This window comes from Psychrobacter sp. GW64-MNA-CIBAN-0177, from assembly GCF_040309585.1.
GTDB lineage: Bacteria > Pseudomonadota > Gammaproteobacteria > Pseudomonadales > Moraxellaceae > Psychrobacter > Psychrobacter okhotskensis.
This window is the reverse complement of sequence record NZ_JBEOOY010000006.1, coordinates 97,742-115,851: the sequence shown is the minus strand read 5'-3', so window position 1 is coordinate 115,851 and position 18,110 is coordinate 97,742. Positions and strand designations below refer to the sequence as shown.

At 44.6% G+C, this 18,110-nt stretch carries 15 protein-coding genes; 10 read left to right on the top strand and 5 right to left on the bottom strand.

Annotation, left to right across the window (positions count from 1 at the left end; genetic code table 11):
- Nucleotides 1-42: 42 nt before the first annotated feature.
- From AAEY79_RS06065 to ispH, 3 genes are all read right to left on the bottom strand, one after another.
- The gene (locus AAEY79_RS06065; RefSeq protein WP_025652445.1) at nucleotides 43-858 is read right to left on the bottom strand and encodes a thioesterase family protein; all 816 of its coding nucleotides are present in this window, start codon (nucleotides 856-858) and stop codon (nucleotides 43-45) included.
- A 149-nt stretch (nucleotides 859-1,007) separates the two neighbouring features.
- The gene (locus AAEY79_RS06060; protein ID WP_025652444.1) at nucleotides 1,008-1,253 is read right to left on the bottom strand and encodes a hypothetical protein; all 246 of its coding nucleotides are present in this window, start codon (nucleotides 1,251-1,253) and stop codon (nucleotides 1,008-1,010) included.
- 1 nt (nucleotide 1,254) lies between these two features.
- A complete protein-coding gene (gene ispH / locus AAEY79_RS06055) occupies nucleotides 1,255-2,211 on the bottom strand; it encodes a 4-hydroxy-3-methylbut-2-enyl diphosphate reductase (protein ID WP_025652443.1) in 957 nt (318 codons plus the stop codon).
- A 349-nt stretch (nucleotides 2,212-2,560) separates the two neighbouring features.
- On the opposite strand from ispH, the gene gmk reads away from it, so the two are divergent.
- From gmk to AAEY79_RS06025, 6 genes are all read left to right on the top strand, one after another.
- Nucleotides 2,561-3,187: a guanylate kinase gene (gene gmk, locus AAEY79_RS06050; RefSeq protein WP_025652442.1), complete on the top strand. Its 627-nt coding sequence runs from the start codon at nucleotides 2,561-2,563 to the stop codon at nucleotides 3,185-3,187.
- 220 nt (nucleotides 3,188-3,407) lie between these two features.
- Entirely contained in the window at nucleotides 3,408-3,668 is a 261-nt protein-coding gene (rpoZ, locus tag AAEY79_RS06045; protein ID WP_025652441.1) for a DNA-directed RNA polymerase subunit omega, read from the top strand.
- A 474-nt stretch (nucleotides 3,669-4,142) separates the two neighbouring features.
- On the top strand, nucleotides 4,143-6,329 hold the full coding sequence (locus tag AAEY79_RS06040; protein ID WP_173238841.1) for a bifunctional (p)ppGpp synthetase/guanosine-3',5'-bis(diphosphate) 3'-pyrophosphohydrolase: 2,187 nt from the start codon (nucleotides 4,143-4,145) through the stop codon (nucleotides 6,327-6,329).
- Nucleotides 6,330-6,505: 176 nt separating this feature from the next.
- Nucleotides 6,506-6,886: a RidA family protein gene (locus AAEY79_RS06035; RefSeq protein WP_025652439.1), complete on the top strand. Its 381-nt coding sequence runs from the start codon at nucleotides 6,506-6,508 to the stop codon at nucleotides 6,884-6,886.
- 144 nt (nucleotides 6,887-7,030) lie between these two features.
- A complete protein-coding gene (locus AAEY79_RS06030) occupies nucleotides 7,031-9,328 on the top strand; it encodes a primosomal protein N' (protein ID WP_198552010.1) in 2,298 nt (765 codons plus the stop codon).
- A gap of 160 nt (nucleotides 9,329-9,488) precedes the next feature.
- The gene (locus AAEY79_RS06025) at nucleotides 9,489-10,682 is read left to right on the top strand and encodes a cation diffusion facilitator family transporter (RefSeq protein WP_101212390.1); all 1,194 of its coding nucleotides are present in this window, start codon (nucleotides 9,489-9,491) and stop codon (nucleotides 10,680-10,682) included.
- A gap of 64 nt (nucleotides 10,683-10,746) precedes the next feature.
- Here AAEY79_RS06025 and AAEY79_RS06020 read toward each other — a convergent pair whose 3' ends face one another.
- Nucleotides 10,747-11,061, bottom strand: a complete 315-nt coding sequence (locus AAEY79_RS06020) for a hypothetical protein (RefSeq protein ID WP_101212388.1) — start codon at nucleotides 11,059-11,061, stop codon at nucleotides 10,747-10,749.
- 201 nt (nucleotides 11,062-11,262) lie between these two features.
- Between AAEY79_RS06020 and AAEY79_RS06015 the strand changes: the two genes are divergently transcribed.
- Together AAEY79_RS06015 and AAEY79_RS06010 are read left to right on the top strand one after the other, a co-directional pair.
- Nucleotides 11,263-11,967, top strand: coding sequence for a hypothetical protein (locus tag AAEY79_RS06015; protein WP_101212386.1), 705 nt, complete (start codon nucleotides 11,263-11,265; stop codon nucleotides 11,965-11,967).
- An 89-nt stretch (nucleotides 11,968-12,056) separates the two neighbouring features.
- Nucleotides 12,057-13,916 (top strand): monovalent cation:proton antiporter-2 (CPA2) family protein, encoded by a 1,860-nt coding sequence (locus tag AAEY79_RS06010; RefSeq protein ID WP_025652434.1) that lies wholly within the window; start codon nucleotides 12,057-12,059, stop codon nucleotides 13,914-13,916.
- Between the two features lie 34 nt (nucleotides 13,917-13,950).
- On the opposite strand, the gene AAEY79_RS06005 is transcribed toward AAEY79_RS06010, so the two are convergent.
- Nucleotides 13,951-14,880, bottom strand: a complete 930-nt coding sequence (locus AAEY79_RS06005; protein ID WP_350587889.1) for a DUF2628 domain-containing protein — start codon at nucleotides 14,878-14,880, stop codon at nucleotides 13,951-13,953.
- 385 nt (nucleotides 14,881-15,265) lie between these two features.
- Between AAEY79_RS06005 and trmB the strand changes: the two genes are divergently transcribed.
- On the top strand, nucleotides 15,266-15,997 hold the full coding sequence (trmB, locus tag AAEY79_RS06000; protein ID WP_407074181.1) for a tRNA (guanosine(46)-N7)-methyltransferase TrmB: 732 nt from the start codon (nucleotides 15,266-15,268) through the stop codon (nucleotides 15,995-15,997).
- Between the two features lie 1,030 nt (nucleotides 15,998-17,027).
- On the top strand, nucleotides 17,028-18,086 hold the full coding sequence (recA, locus tag AAEY79_RS05995) for a recombinase RecA (RefSeq protein ID WP_025652431.1): 1,059 nt from the start codon (nucleotides 17,028-17,030) through the stop codon (nucleotides 18,084-18,086).
- The last annotated feature ends 24 nt before the right edge of the window (nucleotides 18,087-18,110 follow it).

Sequence of the window (18,110 nt, the reverse complement as noted above, 5' to 3'; positions counted from 1 at the left end):
GAATTGAGGACGCGCCCTAGTTATTTACATACTGCTTAGCAATTAACGAGGCATGGGACGAATTGTCAAAATCTGCTCGCTACGACCAAAAGGCCCATGTATATCGTGTAATACGGCACTGGTAAGCCCTATTCCGTCAGCGCCATACTGTTGTACAGCTTCAATGCCAAGCCAACGACCCTGCGGTGAGCGATGCATATGAATCTGCAAATCTGTATTGGGAAACATCCATTCCAACGTTGTGAGGCCAAGGCCAAGCCGTGGTACTACACCATTCGCAGTGTCGACCATACCCAATAAATGCACCAAATCATCTGTTGGCTCACCTGCTACCATTTCAACATCATTGGTGATCCAGACCATACCACGACCAGCACGGCGATCGGCATCAGTGACTAAGCGCACTGTTTCAATAAAACCACCTGGCCAACCTTTCATCCCATCCCAGTCCGCTAACTCTTCAGGTTGATACTGCGCTTTTTTGTCCTCTAGCCCTGCAATCTCGCTGGTATCTTGCGTCATTAATCGCCATGCACGTGCAATAATTGCATCACGACCGCCACTACTCATGACCGCCTCAACCAGCTCAATAGTTTTACCCGGACGAATACAACGAGTGGTAATGGTAAAGTCATCAAAGGGTATCAGTCCCAAGATGTCAAGGCTAATACGAGCAATACGCGTATTTGCTTGCGGGGCATATTTACTGAGCTCAGCGGTCAGTATTCCTGTGGCTGGTGCCATATGTTGCTCATGCTCATTCCAAGCACCTTGGACGTTCTTCGTTGGTTGGTAATAGGCGACTACCACACCATCGTCTTGCTGCTCGCGTTTAATAAAGTTGTAATAAGCTGACATGGATATCCTTGATTTTCAATCGAATCCCTCTCATTCATCCAGCGCTTTTGACTGCCGTGAGAAGTGGTGATGGTTATATAAAAAATACGCTTTACCAGAGCGTGTTAAACAGCCGCTGGTAATTTTTAGACTGCGCTTACCTTTACTGTTTATTTAGTAAGCGCTTGCTTTCTCATAGTAAGCAGCGTGCGACTCTTAGCCATTATAAAGAGGAAAAAAGCCATGATGGCAATGAGAACAGCATATAACAGACTATAATCCTTCATAAATTGCGCGGTGTTGAGAACCAACATCGATATCAGTACGACAATGACCAGCATGTTGATTTTCAATTGCTTATTAATGTCTTCAACAGAGGCTTCTGCCAGTACGAATTTATTTTTCTGTTTTTTCATGTTATTTACCCACTTGTGTGACCGGAATACGTAACGCTTTGGGCAAGCTGAAAGTAACGTTTTCTTCGATCCCTGATAGCTCACTCGGTAAATCACCACCCCAATCCTGTAGCTGCTGCAACACTTCTTGAATCAATACTTCTGGCGCTGAAGCCCCTGCGGTGACACCCACACTGTCGATACCGTCGAACCAGCTGTTATCCATTTCGCTAGCATTGTCTATCAAGTAAGCACGGCAGTTCATCCGCTCTGCCAATTCACGCAAGCGATTGGAGTTTGATGAGTTTGGCGAACCGACCACCAATACTATCTCGCAGCGACTGGCCAAGTCTTTGACCGCATCTTGGCGGTTTTGGGTGGCGTAACAGATATCGTCTTTACGCGGCCCTTCGATACTAGGGAACTTGTCACGCAAGGCATCGATGACGCGAGCTGTATCATCCATCGATAAGGTCGTTTGGGTCACGAATGCCAAACGCTCGCCATCCTGCACAGTTAGCTTTGCGACATCGGCTTCATTTTCGACCAGATGAATCTCCCCACCATGGCGACGATTAAAGCGTCCCATCGTGCCTTCTACTTCAGGATGACCTGCATGGCCGATCAATACCGCATCCATGCCATCTTGGGCAAATTTAGCGACTTCGATATGTACTTTGGTAACGAGCGGGCAAGTGGCATCAAAGACGGTCAGGTCACGACGCGTCGCCTCATCTTCGACCGCTTTTGAGACCCCATGCGCCGAGAAAATGACAATGGCTCCATCCGGCACTTCATGTAGCTCTTCGACAAATACGGCACCGCGATTGGCCAAATCCGAGACCACAAATTTATTATGGACGACTTCATGACGGACATAAATAGGGGGCTCAAAGCGTATCAACGCTTCGTTGACAATCGCAATCGCACGATCAACACCAGCACAAAATCCACGTGGATTGGCAAGATAAATTTGCATAAGATGGCCTATCATTAGATAATTTGTATTTATAGCTTAACGTCAAAAGTTTAACGTTCAAAAGTTGGGATGCATTCAATACCCTACTTTAGCATAATTTGCTTTTATTGCCTTTTAAAATACCACCGTCGCAGTCGTAATAGACACAGTTGATCTTTAAAAAATAACGGTTGGTCTTTAAAAAATAAAAGTACCAAAAGCAGTTTATAATTATACAGCGGTTACGGTTTCTCTAACCTTACATGATGGCATTTTATATTTTTACCAGCCTTTGACGCTTTGGCGGTTTACTAACACACACTTTACTAAGACGTACTCCATCAGGACGCACTCCATTAGGAAACATTGTATGACAGGTTCATTATTTATTATTACTGCCGCCTCCGGTACGGGCAAAACGTCATTGGTAAAGCAGCTACTTGCCACCACCAATGACTTGACCGTCAGTGTGTCGCACACGACTCGCGCCCCGCGTCCCGGTGAGATTGATGGTCATCATTATCATTTTACTGATGTTGATACATTTGTGGCTGCTATCGGTGACAATAAATTTTTGGAACACGCCGAAGTGTTTGGTAATTATTATGGCACCTCAGAACAAAGCGTGCGTGCGCAGTTAGACGCCGGTGTCGATGTGATTTTGGAGATTGATTGGCAAGGGGCGCTACAAGTCAAAAAAATATTTACCGATGCGACGATGGTTTTTATTCTGCCGCCAAGTATTGCTACTTTACGCCAGCGCTTATCGACTCGCGCGCAAGATACCCTGGAAGTCATAGAGCAACGCCTAGCGGGCGCGGTAACAGAGATGGCGCAATACGTGAATTTTGATTTTGTCATTATTAATGACAATTTCGAAGTCGCCTTGACTGAGCTAAAGGCCATTATCGTCGCCGATAGACAGACCTTAAAACGTCAACAGCAGCGTTATCATCGCACCATTACCAACTTACTCAATCCCAAAGTAGAAGAGTAACCGGAAAAATAGGTGAAGGCTAAAATCGCACTATCTGCCCTCTTATCTGAGCATTGTGCGCGCCGCCTTCGATATAAGTAGCAGCAGACATAAAAAGCAACCACCTACCTAGGCAAAAAATGCTACAATGTCTAGCTATTCCCCTTTATATTTTTGATATTATTTTTATTGAGTGGCGGGCCATGCCCGTGACTGATAAAAACAACCGAGGTAGCTATTTATGGCACGAGTGACGATTGAAGATTGTTTGGATAATGTTGATAATCGCTTTGAGCTGGTTTTGGTCGCAAGTAAGCGCGCCCGTCAGTTGGCCAAAGGTATCGCTGAGCCGTTGGTTGAAGTCGATAACGACAAGCCTACGGTACTGGCTCTACGTGAAATTGCTGCTGGCAAAATCACCCGCGACATTCTAAATCAGCCAGAGCATAACTTTGCCACGAGCTCACTAGACTTAGCATTGTCAGGCGATCATAGCTTTTAATAAGAACGGCTCGAAACGCATCTGCATATCGATGATAAAACCACAGCTTATGCTGTGGTTTTTCGTTTATACAAGTGTTCTTTTGCCGATTACCAATGCCATTTATACCCGAAATCGTACCATTGGGTTGGAATTTATGAATTTTTTCCTAGCACCTGTGCTTAGCAGTTGACATTGAAGGCGATTTACGATTAATTAGAGGGTGGTCTAGCCTTTCTACTGCTCTCTATTATAATTATCGCGCTCTTTTACAATGATCGTTTTCTTTTATGATATGGTCGCTGCAATTTAAAAGCGTGACAGTATCAACCTTGTGAACGATACGCTAGTACAGCTTGCATGCGGTTGCTTTTATATCCATATATCCATGCACCGATATTATTTTTTTAACGATAGATTAGTATTCATTCAGTCACCATTTACCTTAACAGCGCTCAATCAATGATAGATAATGGAAAATAGGATCGTCACTTTATGAGTCAAACCCTCCCCAAACTCAGTCATCACCTAGTCGATGATGCTCAATATAATTTGCTCCGTTCAGTTGGCTATCTGACTGCTGCTGAACGCCGTGACATTATTGATGCTTGTGAGTTCGGCGATATTGCGCACATTAAAGACAAGCGTAAATCAGGGGAGCCATATATTACTCATCCGATGGCGGTCGCTGAGATATTGGCGGGCTTTCGCTTAGATCGAGATACAATTATTGCGGCGATTTTACATGATACGGTCGAAGATACCGAGGTCAGTGATGAGCAAATTGAGCAGCGTTATGGCAAAGTCGTGGCGAGGCTGGTCGATGGGGTCACCAAACTAAAATCCTCGTCTCATAATAAGCAACAGAATAAAGCTGCTACCTTTCATAAAATCCTGACGGCTACCCTTGCTGATCCACGAGTGCTCATTATTAAGTTGGCCGACCGCTTACACAATATGTCGACGCTGGATGCGGTACGTCCCGAAAAACAGCGCACCACGGCGCAAGAGACATTAGATTTTTATGTGCCATTTGCCCGTCTGATGGGTCTCAATGACATTGCCGATTATATCGAGGTGCTATGTTATCGAAATCTTGATTCTGGGATGTATAACAAGATTTCGGATAAGCTACTGCAACATGGGCTGGGACGAAACTTCCAAAGAGAAGCCATTCATAGCTATCTGACTATTGTCTTAAATAATCTAGGGCTCAATGGCCTCGTGAAAGTATTAGACAATCGTGTGGTGATATATCGGCAGTTTTTCCGCAATCGCGGTGAGATTAATGCCCTGCTCCGTCACTACGCTTTTGAGATTGTGCTCGATAGTATCGAAGAATGTGACAAGCTTGCTTATTACCTAATCAAAAAATATCAGATCGATGACGGCCATATCGCTGACAATATTCGGCGTCCATTACCAGGTGGCAACCAATCACTGACCCTTATTTATGAGCGCGATAACGACTTTGTAAAAGTCACTATCTTGACCAAACAGATGCAAAATGCGGCAAGGCTGGGCGTCATTGGCGCAGAACACGCCTCCGATGTCAGCCAATCAGTCATTCAAGCATCGCTGCGCAATATGAAGGACTTGGTGGATGAGGACAGCCTTAATCAACACAGCCCTGACTTTACCGCTGCGGTCTCGACGATTAATGAGCTGATGGATTATTTGCATTCAAGCAAAATCATCTGTTATAGCCCAAAAGGTCGTGCTTATGAGCTACCGCAAGGAGCCACAGCGCTTGACTTTGCTTACGCTGTTGGACCTATGGTCGGCAATGTCGCCGTTGGTGCCAATATCGATGGTAAAAAGGCCAAGCTGGGTACGGTGGTCAAAAACGGTCAATTGGTCGAGATAGAAGTGAATAGCCACTCGGAACCAAAAGCCGAATGGTTAGGATTTGTGGTAACCAATAAAGCTCGTGAAGAGATTTTACGCTGGTTTAAAGATTTATCTGCAGCTGATAAGCAGCACCACGGTCAACAAGCCTTGGATCGCGCGCTAAAAACCTATCAAAAAAGTCTCGATGATTTAACCGATAGCGACTGGAAAAACTTGACAGAATGGCGCGGTCTGGCAGAAAAAAGTGCGCTATTTGAGCAGATCAGCTCGGGTACGCTATTGCCTCAGCTGGTAGTCACGCGGCTATTTAGCGATGAAGTCAGTGACTTGCAGGCCAAAGAACACAGCGATGATACGGCGCAACCGCAGCAATTGATCGTCAACGCCTCAGGGGTTGAGCTTGATTTTGCCAATTGCTGTCATCCGATCTATGGCGACCCTATCGTTGGCCATTTATCGCGTCATGGCTTGGTGGTACATCGCCATAAATGCTTTTCGCTCGATGATATTCGTAAGGACAACCCTTACCAAGTGATACAGCTGCGCTGGCGCAATGATAAGGCCATCAAACAAAATGAGTCCGGTGAGCACGCTAGCAAAGTCCGTTTTTCGGCTTATTTAAAGCTGTCTCTTGCCCTCAGCGACGAACAAATTAGCGAGGTTATCTACCATCTGCGCCAGTTAAATATGGGGGTCGAAACGGTCGATGTGCGCCATACTGACACCATCATCCATATTGTGGTGCGTAGTCGCAATCACTTAGCACAAGGCATTCGCGAGCTGCGCTCACTATTGGGATTTCCTAATATTATGCGACTTTATCAGCTATAGCTATAAGCGCTATTAATGCTTAATACCTAACTTTTTTGCTGATTGAAGAAGCACTAAACCCTTATAGAGTTAGCCTTAATTTTTAGAAAAAACCAAAACAATGATAAACTTTGCTACTTCGTTTTTAGTCAGTAAATCCAATCAATCAAACGAAAAAAATACGTTAAGGATATAATATGAGTCGTCAAACCATTCAAACAGATAAAGCTCCTGCCGCTGTTGGTACTTACTCACAAGCAGTAAAGGTCGGTAACACCGTCTATATCTCAGGTCAGCTTGGTTTTGATCCTGAAACCATGGAACTGCGCGAGGGTTTTAAAGCACAGGCTGAGCAAGTGTTTGAAAACATTAAAGCCATTTGTGAAGCCGCGGGTGGCAGTCTAAATGACGTGGTTAAATTCAATGTATCTTTGACTGATTTGAATGACTTTGCCACCTTAAACGAGGTATTCATTGCCAACTTAAGCGAGCCATACCCTGCCCGTGCAGCGGTACAAGTAGCCGCACTACCTAAAGGCGGTGTGGTTGAAATTGAGTCTATACTATACATTGAATAATACGGAAGTTATTACACTGAATGCTTAAGTGAATGCGTCAAAATAACGGTTGTTAGCGTAAGCCCAAATATCATTATTTGGGCTTACTGTTATTATCCTCATCGAGTTTATTATTTAGATACCCAAAAGTTAGGAATGCATTTTATGTTGGTACAAGTTGCGCTGCCTGTGCCCCTTTATCGGGTATTTGATTATAGCCTACCGGCAGATATGAACATTTCACTAAATGAGGCTGCATCACAACTACCGCCAATTGGTAGCCGCGTCGAGGTATCATTTGGTCGTCAGACTTTAATTGGTATCGTCATTGCTCATATCGCTGCAGCAGATAGCAGCGTACCAATAAAAAAACTCAAACCTATCAATAAGTGCTTAGATGCCGAGCCGATTTTGGACGCCAGCATGCTAAAGCTGGCTTATTGGCTGGCGAGTTATTACCACTATCCACTCGGTGATGTATTAGCAGTCATCTTGCCCACCCTCGTTCGTCAAGGCAATCCGCTAGACTTATTGATTACCCATTGGCGAATTTTGCCGCATGCGAATGATGATGACTTTCGTGCCAATGCCAAAAAACAAAAGCAGCAATTCGATATGCTTAAACTGCATGGCGAACGCGGTGCGAGTGAAGATACTTTGTTGTTGGAAGGCATGCAAAGAGCCTTCTTAAAGACGCTGGAAGAAAAAGGCCTTATCGAACGCTATATTGAGCCAAAACAAGCACCTGCCCCTGTCAAACTCGCGAAAATGCCACTTGATCTGAACGATGAGCAACAGCTTGCTGTCGACGCTATCATTGCTGCCCACGAAGCTAAGCGCTACACGGGATTTTTATTAAACGGTATTACCGGTAGTGGCAAAACCGAAGTTTATTTGCAAGCGATGCAAGCGGTCTTAGAAGCCGGCAAGCAAGTTTTGATTTTGGTGCCAGAGATTGGACTCACGCCGCAGACGCGCGCGCGCTTTGCCAGTCGCTTTGCCGCTCATATTGTCTTATTGCATTCGGGTATGAACAATACCCATCGCCTGCAAGGTTGGCAAGATTGCCGTACCGGTCATGCGCAAATTATCATTGGAACGCGCTCAGCGGTGCTCTATCCCTTTGCAGATTTGGGCTTAATTGTGGTTGATGAAGCGCATGATGGCTCCTATAAGCAGCAAGATACGCTGCGCTATCATGCCGCTGACGTCGCGCTTTATCGCGGATTACAAGCCAATATCCCCGTCGTACTTGGGACCGCCACCCCGTCTCTTGAGCATCTAAAACTGGTCGATGATGGTAAACTGGTAGAGTGCCAATTGCAAACTCGCCCCGGTAATGCCAAGCTTGCCAGCATGCAGCTGATTGATGCGCGCCTGCAAAGTACGCATCAACAAACGACGAACGAAGGCGCACGCTATGATACTGGTCTGACCGATGCGCTTATCGGCGCAATACGGCAAACACTAGAGGCTGGCGATCAAGTATTAATATTTTTAAATCGTCGCGGCTATGCACCAGTTTTGCTATGCGAAGCTTGCGGTTGGCAAGCAGATTGCCCGCGCTGTGATGCCCATTTAACTGTCCATTATAATAGCCAATCGCCATCTAATTCCTATTCAAGCAGCTCATATTTAAAATGCCACCATTGCGATTGGCAAGCCTATATTCCAACGGTTTGTCCTGATTGTGGCAGTCAAAATTTGGATGCCAAAGGAATGGGCACTACAAGGCTCAGCGAAAACTTGCATGCGATTTTTGCCAATCCGCAAACCAGTAAAGAGCTTTACCCTATTATCCAAATCGATCGCGATACCACCAGACGTAAAGACAGCTGGGAGAATATCTATCAACGTATCAATGAAGGCAAGCCTGCCATATTAGTTGGTACGCAAATGGTCGCCAAAGGTCATCATTTTCCTAATGTTACGCTTGTTTGTTTGCCCAATGCTGATCGTGGCTTTTTATCAGCCGATTTTCGCTCACCGGAACATACTGCACAACTCATGATTCAAGTCGCAGGGCGTGCCGGTCGCGGTGATAAATCGGGGCGCGTATTGATTCAAACGCTGCAGCCCGATAATGAGCTGTTATTAAAATTGGTAAAAGATGGTTATCTTTCATTTGCTCGTGAGCTATTGCAAGAGCGTAAAATGATGGGCTTGCCGCCGCATAGCCACTCTGCCCTAATACGCTGTGAAGGCAAAACTCTTGCCGCCACGACGCAAACGCTTAAAGATGCGATTGCTATTTTGCCAAATGGGCATAATCTTGCTGTCCTCGGTCCTATCGATGCGCCAATGAGTAAAAAGAACAGTCGCTACCACGTGCATTTACTGCTGTTAGGCAAAGACAGACAGCAATTGCATCGGGTATTAAATCATTGGTGGCAACCTGTACTTACCTTGCCAAGCGCCAAATACCTGAAGCTGACCTTGGATATTGACCCTGTTGGTTGGTAACTTCCAACTACTACTCTTTATAAGCCCAACTACTCCTCTATAACTCGCCGTTACTAAAGAACGCTATTAGAAATAGTTCATTTATCGTTTACCGCCTAGATACAGCAAGCACAGCTTTATAAGCAATCAAATTTCACCTTCCATCATCCTGAGTGTTGTTATGAATCAAAATCACCCAAAATCTGAAAAGAATGACCATTCTCATGAGAATGCTGCCGCTGATAATCATAAGCACGGTCAAAAGGATGCAGAAGGTCATTATATTAAAGACAGTTATACTGATAATAATCAAGACAATCACGACCACGATGAACACCTAGAACAGACGGTCGCACCGCGCGATACCAAAGGCTATCAGCGTACCTTGCTATTTAGTTTTATCATTATTACTGGCTATATGTTTATCGAAGCCATCGGTGGCTGGCTCACGGGCAGTTTGGCGCTATTGTCTGATGCTGGTCATATGCTCAGTGACGCCGTAGCCCTTGGCGCGACGTTAATGGCGTTCAAAATTGGTGAAAAAGCAGCCACTCATCAAAAGACGTTTGGCTATAAACGCTTTGAGATTTTAGTGGCAACAGTCAATGGTGCGACGCTGGTTATTATTGCGATCATGATTTTTTATGAGGCGATTAAGCGCTTTAATTCGCCGCCTGAGATTGCGACCCAAGGTATGCTTATCGTTGCTACCATTGGTATGTTGGTCAACATTTTGGTCGCTTGGCTGATGCACCGTGGCAGTCGGGGCACAGATGCGCATGGTCACAGTCATGCAGGCAGTAACGAGGACAGTCAAGGAAAAAATGAGGGTAAAGCACCGGTCAATCTGAATATGCAAAGTGCTTATTTGCATGTATTAAGTGACTTAATGGGTTCGGTTGCCGCTATTGTTGCCGCGCTTTTGATGATGAGCTTTGGCTGGATTTGGGCGGATGCGGCGGCCTCGGTGATTGTCGCCATACTGATTTTGTTTAGTGGTTACCGCGTCGTCCGTGATTCGGTCCATATCCTGATGGAAGGTACGCCAGAAGGTATATCGCTAGTTGAGGTCGAAGACAAATTACTTGCTCACCCGCAAGTGCGACAAGTCCATGACCTGCATGTTTGGAGTATCACCAGCGGTCTCAACGCCCTATCGTGTCACGTGGTCGTCGATGGCGAAATGAGTATTTATGAATCCAGTATCCTGATTACCAGTTTAGAGCACAGCCTCCTTGAGCTTGATATTCACCATGCGACCATTCAGGTTGAAAGCTTAGCGCATCCGCAAACCAAGACGCATAGCGATGCTTTAGTTTGCGATATCTCACAGCAGGCGACTGATACCAATAATCATATTGGTCACAACCATTAAGCATAAGACATTAAATATTAAATCATATAAGTATTAATTAAGACGTCGCCTATCTAGCTGTCAGTTATGAGCGACGTTTTAATTGATATTTTTTTATAAAGTGCTGGCAATAACGCAGCATCAGCCAAATTATCCACAGCGCTGTTATTAGCCAAATACTTAGCCCCAACCCTAACAACGTCATGCGAATCCAAAAATCTAGCGCACCGTTCATGAGGTGCGGCAGATAAGCCGGTCCCATATTGGATGCCATTATTAACCAAAACCCAAATAGCAGCGCCAGTCCTGCACCGATAATCCTTAAAATTATTTTACCAACAGTTTCTAATAAGCCACGCCAGTTATCATATATGGACGAAGGAGGTGAATGATGATTCATAAAAAAGCGCCTAAAAAGTGGCTTAAAAAAGATAAATAAAAGACCTTTATTGCAAATCAGCTTATATCAGGCAGATTTTTATCATTGTAAGAGCATGTTAAAAATAATGGAAAATTTGGCCGCGCCGCCATATTTTTCCTATAAATTCTGTATACTTAAGGCTTAAAACCCTTATTCATAACCAATTGATGACCTTTTGCCATGTCGAGACGCTCAGCTCCTTTCGTTGCTCCTAGCTACATTGATGACCCTATCTCAAGCGAGGGTAAAAAGCATGCCAAAACATTGCTATCAACGCTGCAAGAAGACATTGCTAGCTTTCGAGATGCGCAGTTCCCGCCTGATATTTTGTGTCAAATCCGTGATATGCCTATTTATGAAGGCAATCTAGCCGAAGTCCAAGCCTATCAACAGCGTTGGCAGACGCTGCTCGAACGCGCGATGGCCTTTTATCCGGCGGCCAATCTACCGCCCGATTATCTGCCATTACCTGCCAGCCTCGAGATACCTCAATTTATCTATCATGTTCAGCGCCTGCATCTAACCAAAACTCATGCTAAAGAATCTAAGAGCTTTGGCTCAGTAGGTGCACTTACTGATAAATGCGGGGATTATAGCGCTGATGAGATTGCGCGTATGGCTGCCGTATTGGAGAAGGATGATGAGGCGCGTTTAGTCGCACATCGTGAATTTATTGACTTGCGTGCGTACGTCTTTTGCCGCGATAGTATGGGTGAGATGCTAGAGCCCGAACGTGTGCGCTTTTATCGCACTGGACTTATCGTTCATGCACTGCCCAATTTTAAGATGATAGACAGTCGGCAGACACCGCGTAAGCGTCGTAATGATGCTTATAACAATCCGCTTGCTGATAACGGCGTGTGGAAGATTTATCGCAAAAAATAAAGTATGCTAGCGTTATTTATTATTGTCCTTCTTGTTTTATATTGACTGTTTTACATTGCTTATTTTTTTGCCAATTTTGAGGATTCCAGATGTTCGCTGCCGCCGCCGGCTCACCAAATTTAATGTTACAAGCTACAATTTTCTTAGGAGCTGCCCTGCTCTTTGTACCCCTTGGCAAACGCTTTGGTATTGCGACCGTCCTTGGTTATTTAATCACCGGACTGATATTAGGGCCAAGTGCGCTAGATGTGGCGGGCGACGCTGAGAGCTTATTACATTTTTCTGAATTTGGCGTGGTGATGCTGCTATTCATCATTGGTCTTGAGCTCCAGCCTTCACGGCTTTGGGCGCTACGCCGCTCAATATTCGTCCTTGGTGGCTTACAAGTCGGTCTGTCTGGCACCTTATTGATGAGTATCCTCTATCAATTTTTCTCCTTACCACTCGATACGGCTTTTATCGTCGGCTTCGGCTTAGCGCTCTCCTCCACTGCTTTTGTGCTACAAATACTGACCGAAAAACAGCAGCTATCTAGTACCCATGGTCGCGAAGCGTTTACCATCTTGTTATTCCAAGATATTGCCGTGATTCCCTTATTGGCGGTTATTCCATTTTTGTCAGGGGTGCGCGAGCAGAGCTACGACTTAATCTATTTCGGCAAAGTATTTGCGGTTTTCGCCGGACTTATTTTTGCTAGCCGCTATATCATCCGACCTTTCTTTAAATTTGTGGCATCTAGTGGCGCATCAGAATTATTAACCGCAGTTGCTCTATTTATCGTCATGGGCGTGTCTATTTTGATGGGGCAGATTGGTCTATCGATGGCGCTTGGTGCATTTTTGACTGGGGTTTTGCTGGCGGATTCGGAGTACCGTCACGAGTTAGAAGCCAGTATTGAACCTTTTAAAGGGTTATTACTTGGGCTATTTTTTATGTCGGTCGGAATGCTGACTGATGTCAAACTCATTTTGGCCAAGCCCATCTTTATTATCGGCTGTGCGATGGCATTGATGTTTATCAAGTTCAGTGTGGTCACCGCTATCGCAAAAATATCTGGCAATCGCTGGCCAACCAGTATCAGGTTAGGGGTTACTCTTGCTCAAGGCGGTGAATTTGCATTTGTTTTGTTCAGTGTGGCCACCGCTCAAAATGTCTTGCAACCTGAGCTGGCAAACACCCTAAACCTCATTGTGACCATCTCTATGGCGCTGACGCCGCTGGCATTCTTATTATTAGAAAAAATAGGAGAGCCGTTATTCGCCAAAAGCAAACCCAGCCGTGAGTACGATACCATTCCTGATCATGAGCATCAGGTTATTATCGCTGGTTTTGGCCGTGTCGGTCAGATTATCGGTCGCGTATTACGCATGCACAATATCGAATTTACAGCCATCGAACGCTCCGCCAATCGGGTGGATTTCGTCCGGCGCTTTGGTAACCAAGTCTATTACGGCGATCCAAAAAACCCTGAGATATTGCGCGCCGCTGGTATCAAAAAAGCCCGCGTCTTTATTCTGGCGATTGACGACCTAGAGCGCTCTATTACCACCGCTCAATACCTGCGCAAAAACTACCCTGACTTAATTATCTTGGCACGCGCTCGTGACCGACAGCACTATTACCGTCTCCGTGAAGTTGGGGTTCGTCATATCTGGCGTGAGACTTATTTATCGTCTTTAGATATGTCGCGTGAGTCCTTGCAGCTGCTTGGCATCTCTCCTGAAAAAGCGCGCGAAACCGTGCAAACTTTCCGTGACTATGATGATGATTTGATTGAGCGTCAGCAAGCCATCTATGATGATGAGGCCAGCCTGATAGAGTCAGTACAGTCCTCAATGACAGAGCTTGAGAGCTTATTCGATGAGGATATTGGTAAGGCACGTAAAATGGACTTGAGTGAGTTCTCTGACGCCCTAAAAAACCAAGCAGCGCCCGTTGATGAAAACTAGGATATTGCTACTAACCCCAAGGGATAATTGCCGTTTAATCCGGTGAGCAGTTTGGCGGCGCAAGTTTTTCATTTAGCGAGCTGGTACATTGCCAACTGTTGCTATCTTTCACATGATAAAAAGCGACTGTTTGCTCATTGAGATAACGCAGTGGGAATTTAACGTTATGAATCGTTCCTATGACGGCACAATCTGTTTTAGGAACGCCCGGCACTTGAGTATCAATACGCATCAGCACCTGCGGATCATCTATGTTAAACGGCAAATTAATGGGACACTGCCCGGTCTGTTGGTAAATGACCGCCACACGATTCTGCGTCGTCTTGGTGATGTCATAAGCATTAAACAATACCTCATTGGCTTTTGGCTTCGCAATAATAGGTAAAAACTGCACCTTAATCACCAATAAAGCAAAAGCAAAGAGCCCAAATCCCAAGCCCAAACCAAACAAACTGACCCCGCCCTCTCGGCGCAGATGTGCTTGCTGCGCCGCCTCGTCTCGCGGATGATCCTCAATCGCATCAGCGATTTCGCGCCGTGCCATCCGGTAGTAATAAGCGTCTGTCCAACGTGCCACCATAGACGCCCAAAACAGCCAAATAATCGCTGCAATACCCAGCCGCGTTGCCATTTGATATGCATCTGGAATATAAGACATCGCTACAAATTCAAAAGTGACCAGCACAATAGCAACATTAAGCTGAATAAAAGACCAGCCTGCTACGCTGTAAACAATTGCATCCATATAGCGCTTGCGATATAACAGCCAAGGAAAAGTAATAAAAAATGCGGCCCAGTGCCATTTTGGCGACAGATAACCTTGCTCATCAAACTCTGAGAAGCGCTTGAGATAATAGCGCTGGGTACGATGACCGATAAACCATTTATCCAACTGCTCACGCTTGGCAGCTGTCAGCTGTTCTTGGTAAAACGGTGGTGGCGAGTCCGTCTCAATAAATAACATGGTGACAAGCCTTACTTATTATTAAGCATAAATGTTAACGCGCGGATTTTTATATCTTTTTTTATTCAACGATTCTCATTAAGTGGTTATTTTTAAACCATTATTTTAAAACCACACTTGCTATATGATAACGCCAAAAGCCCTGCGTAGAAAACCCATATATATGAAACCTGTAGACACAAACAGTGTATAAATATATAAAAATTATGGCAGGCACGCTAAAATTGGATTGTGCGTTCACAGCGGTGACGATTTCACTTATAATGAGGCAACTTTACCCACCTAATTAAGCCTTGTTAATCCTATGAGTCAACATCCTGAACACAATGACATCAATAGTAGTCATGATACTACTGATGCGCAAAATCCCAATACTGCTGACACCATGAACACAGACATGCCAACGGACAAGCATATTCGTATTGTTAATACCTTTATGAAACGGCGTACGCACATGAATAAAAATGCCGAAATGGCTCTTACTGATCCAGAATTTGCGCATTATTTGGTCAATAACAGCTTCGGTGATGGCAATCTCGACGGCATCGAGGACTTGCGGGTGTTATTCGCGGATAGCCCTAATGGCAGTGCCGCTCCGCTTACTTTAGAGATTGGGTTTGGGCTGGGTGATTCATTCATCGAGATGGCCGCCGCCGAGCCGACGCGCAATTTCGTTGGCGTCGAAGTCCATGAGCCAGGTATCGGTAAATGCGCTTATATGGCAGGTACGCAAGAGCTAAACAATGTCAAAATCATTAACGGTGATGCCATTCAATTACTCAAGCAATTACCAGAAAACCATATCGACCGCATCCAGCTTTACTTTCCTGACCCATGGCAAAAGAAGCGCCATTATAAGCGCCGTTTTGTCAGTCCTGAGCGTATGGCGATTGTCACGCGCAGTTTAAAGCAAGGTGGCTGGTTCCATACGGCAACCGACTGGGAGCATTATGCCTTTTGGATGGTTGAGGTTTTAGATGGTTTTTCAGGGCTAACCAACCAAGCAGGCGCAGGCAACTTCACAGACCGCCCTGACTTTCGTCCAATGACCAAGTTTGAGCGCCGTGGTTTAGAGCGCGGACATGGTGTCTGGGACTTGATCTATATTAAAGAGTAAACGTTACCACGTTACCCTTAATGGTTTTTCGACAAAGCGGCTAAGATATCTAGCCGCTTTTTTGTACTATCGGTATCGCTTTTCCTCATTCTATCTAAATATATGTAGCGTTTAATTGGCTGAACCCTCTGTCTGAGGTGCTTTGAAGAATTTTATTTATCCAAATTAACAAAGCAGCAATATGTGAAACATAGCCATTTCGACGAAATTTACAGAAGAAGAAATAGTTGCATAATAGCAAAAATGTATAACTGAGTGATTTTCTGCTCCTACTTATTCATACAAACATTGATACTATAAGGGCTGCATGAGTTCTCCCCATAAGCTGTGGATAACCCTGTGTATAAGTCACCACTTGACAAGAATTTTCCTAGGTAGCTTAAAGGGTTAGGTAAAATCGTTCATTTTTTATACAATTTAAAAACCCTTAATATTCAATATCTTAGACATCATTTGAAATCATAATAATTTATTTTTAATATTTTTAAATATTATTCAATTATCAAAGATGTTTCACACACGACGAATAAACTTTGATTATTCGTTGTGGACAACTTATAAATCTATTGACAAACCACCCTGTTATCCGGTCTGAAATAACAGATAAATGCTAGCATGGTTTGTATAAAGTCATCGTTGTTTATCACGCGACAATTAGTGTCGTTTAGCGTTTCCTAACCCTAAAGCCAGTCCTTGGATTTTGTTATAATTGCCTTATCTAATCAATAGTAGTACAAAGCATATGCTTTAATTAATTCACTATTGATACGCCAAAGTCTCCTATAATCATAGATGATTATGAACTTTTTTTTACTTATCTCATTATTTAATTTTACTGTATAGTAGAGTGATATATTAGCTATTACTTACTAATTACCACCTATTACAACGTCGCTAGCCTATTTAAAGGCTGAATCTTTCTTATGATTTAGGTCATTCCTATTATTAGCCTCACTACCCTAGCGTTATATAGTAGCAAAGACATCTTATTTACCATTTCAAAATAATTATTGAATAAAAGGAATCCAGTATGGACGACAATAAAGCCAAAGCACTCAAAGCAGCCCTCGGTCAAATCGAAAAGCAGTTTGGCAAAAACACCATCATGCATCTAGGTGACGACTCAGCCATTATGGATGTTGATGTGGTATCAACAGGCTCACTAGGTCTAGACATTGCGCTCGGTATCGGCGGTCTGCCAAAAGGTCGTATCGTTGAAATTTATGGCCCAGAAAGCTCTGGTAAAACGACTATGACGCTGCAGGCGATTGCAGAATGTCAAAAGCAAGGCGGGACCTGTGCCTTTATCGATGCTGAGCATGCGCTTGACCCTGTCTATGCACGCAAGCTTGGGGTAAACACTGATGACTTATTGCTCTCGCAGCCTGACAATGGCGAGCAAGCACTTGAAATCACCGATATGTTGGTACGCTCAGGCGCAATCGATATGATCGTGATTGACTCAGTAGCTGCCTTGACGCCGCGTGCTGAGATTGAAGGCGAAATGGGTGACTCACATATGGGTCTGCAAGCGCGTCTGATGAGCCAAGCCCTACGTAAAATCACTGGTAACGCCAAACGCTCTAACTGTATGGTGGTGTTTATTAACCAAATCCGTATGAAAATTGGTGTGATGTTCGGTAGCCCTGAAACGACGACTGGTGGTAACGCGCTGAAATTTTACGCTTCTGTACGTATGGATATTCGCCGTATCGGTGCGGTCAAAAATGGTGATGAAATCATCGGGAACCAAACCCGTGTCAAGGTCATCAAAAACAAAATGGCACCGCCCTTCCGCCAAGCAGAGTTTGAAATCACTTATGGTGAAGGTACCAATCATTTAGCCGAAGTGATTGACTTAGGCGTTGAGATTGGGGCGGTTGGTAAAGCAGGCTCTTGGTATAGCTATGGCGATGAAAAAATTGGTCAAGGTAAAGCCAACTCTGTACTGTTCTTAAAAGAAAATCCTGCGATTGCGAAAGAGATTGAAGATAAAATTCGTGATGAAAAACTTGGATCGAAAAAAGAAGCCAAAGCAGCGGATACTAATGAAGCCGATGTAGAACCCGCTTCTGAACCTGTTCAATAACGGCTCCATTATTCACCGTTATCA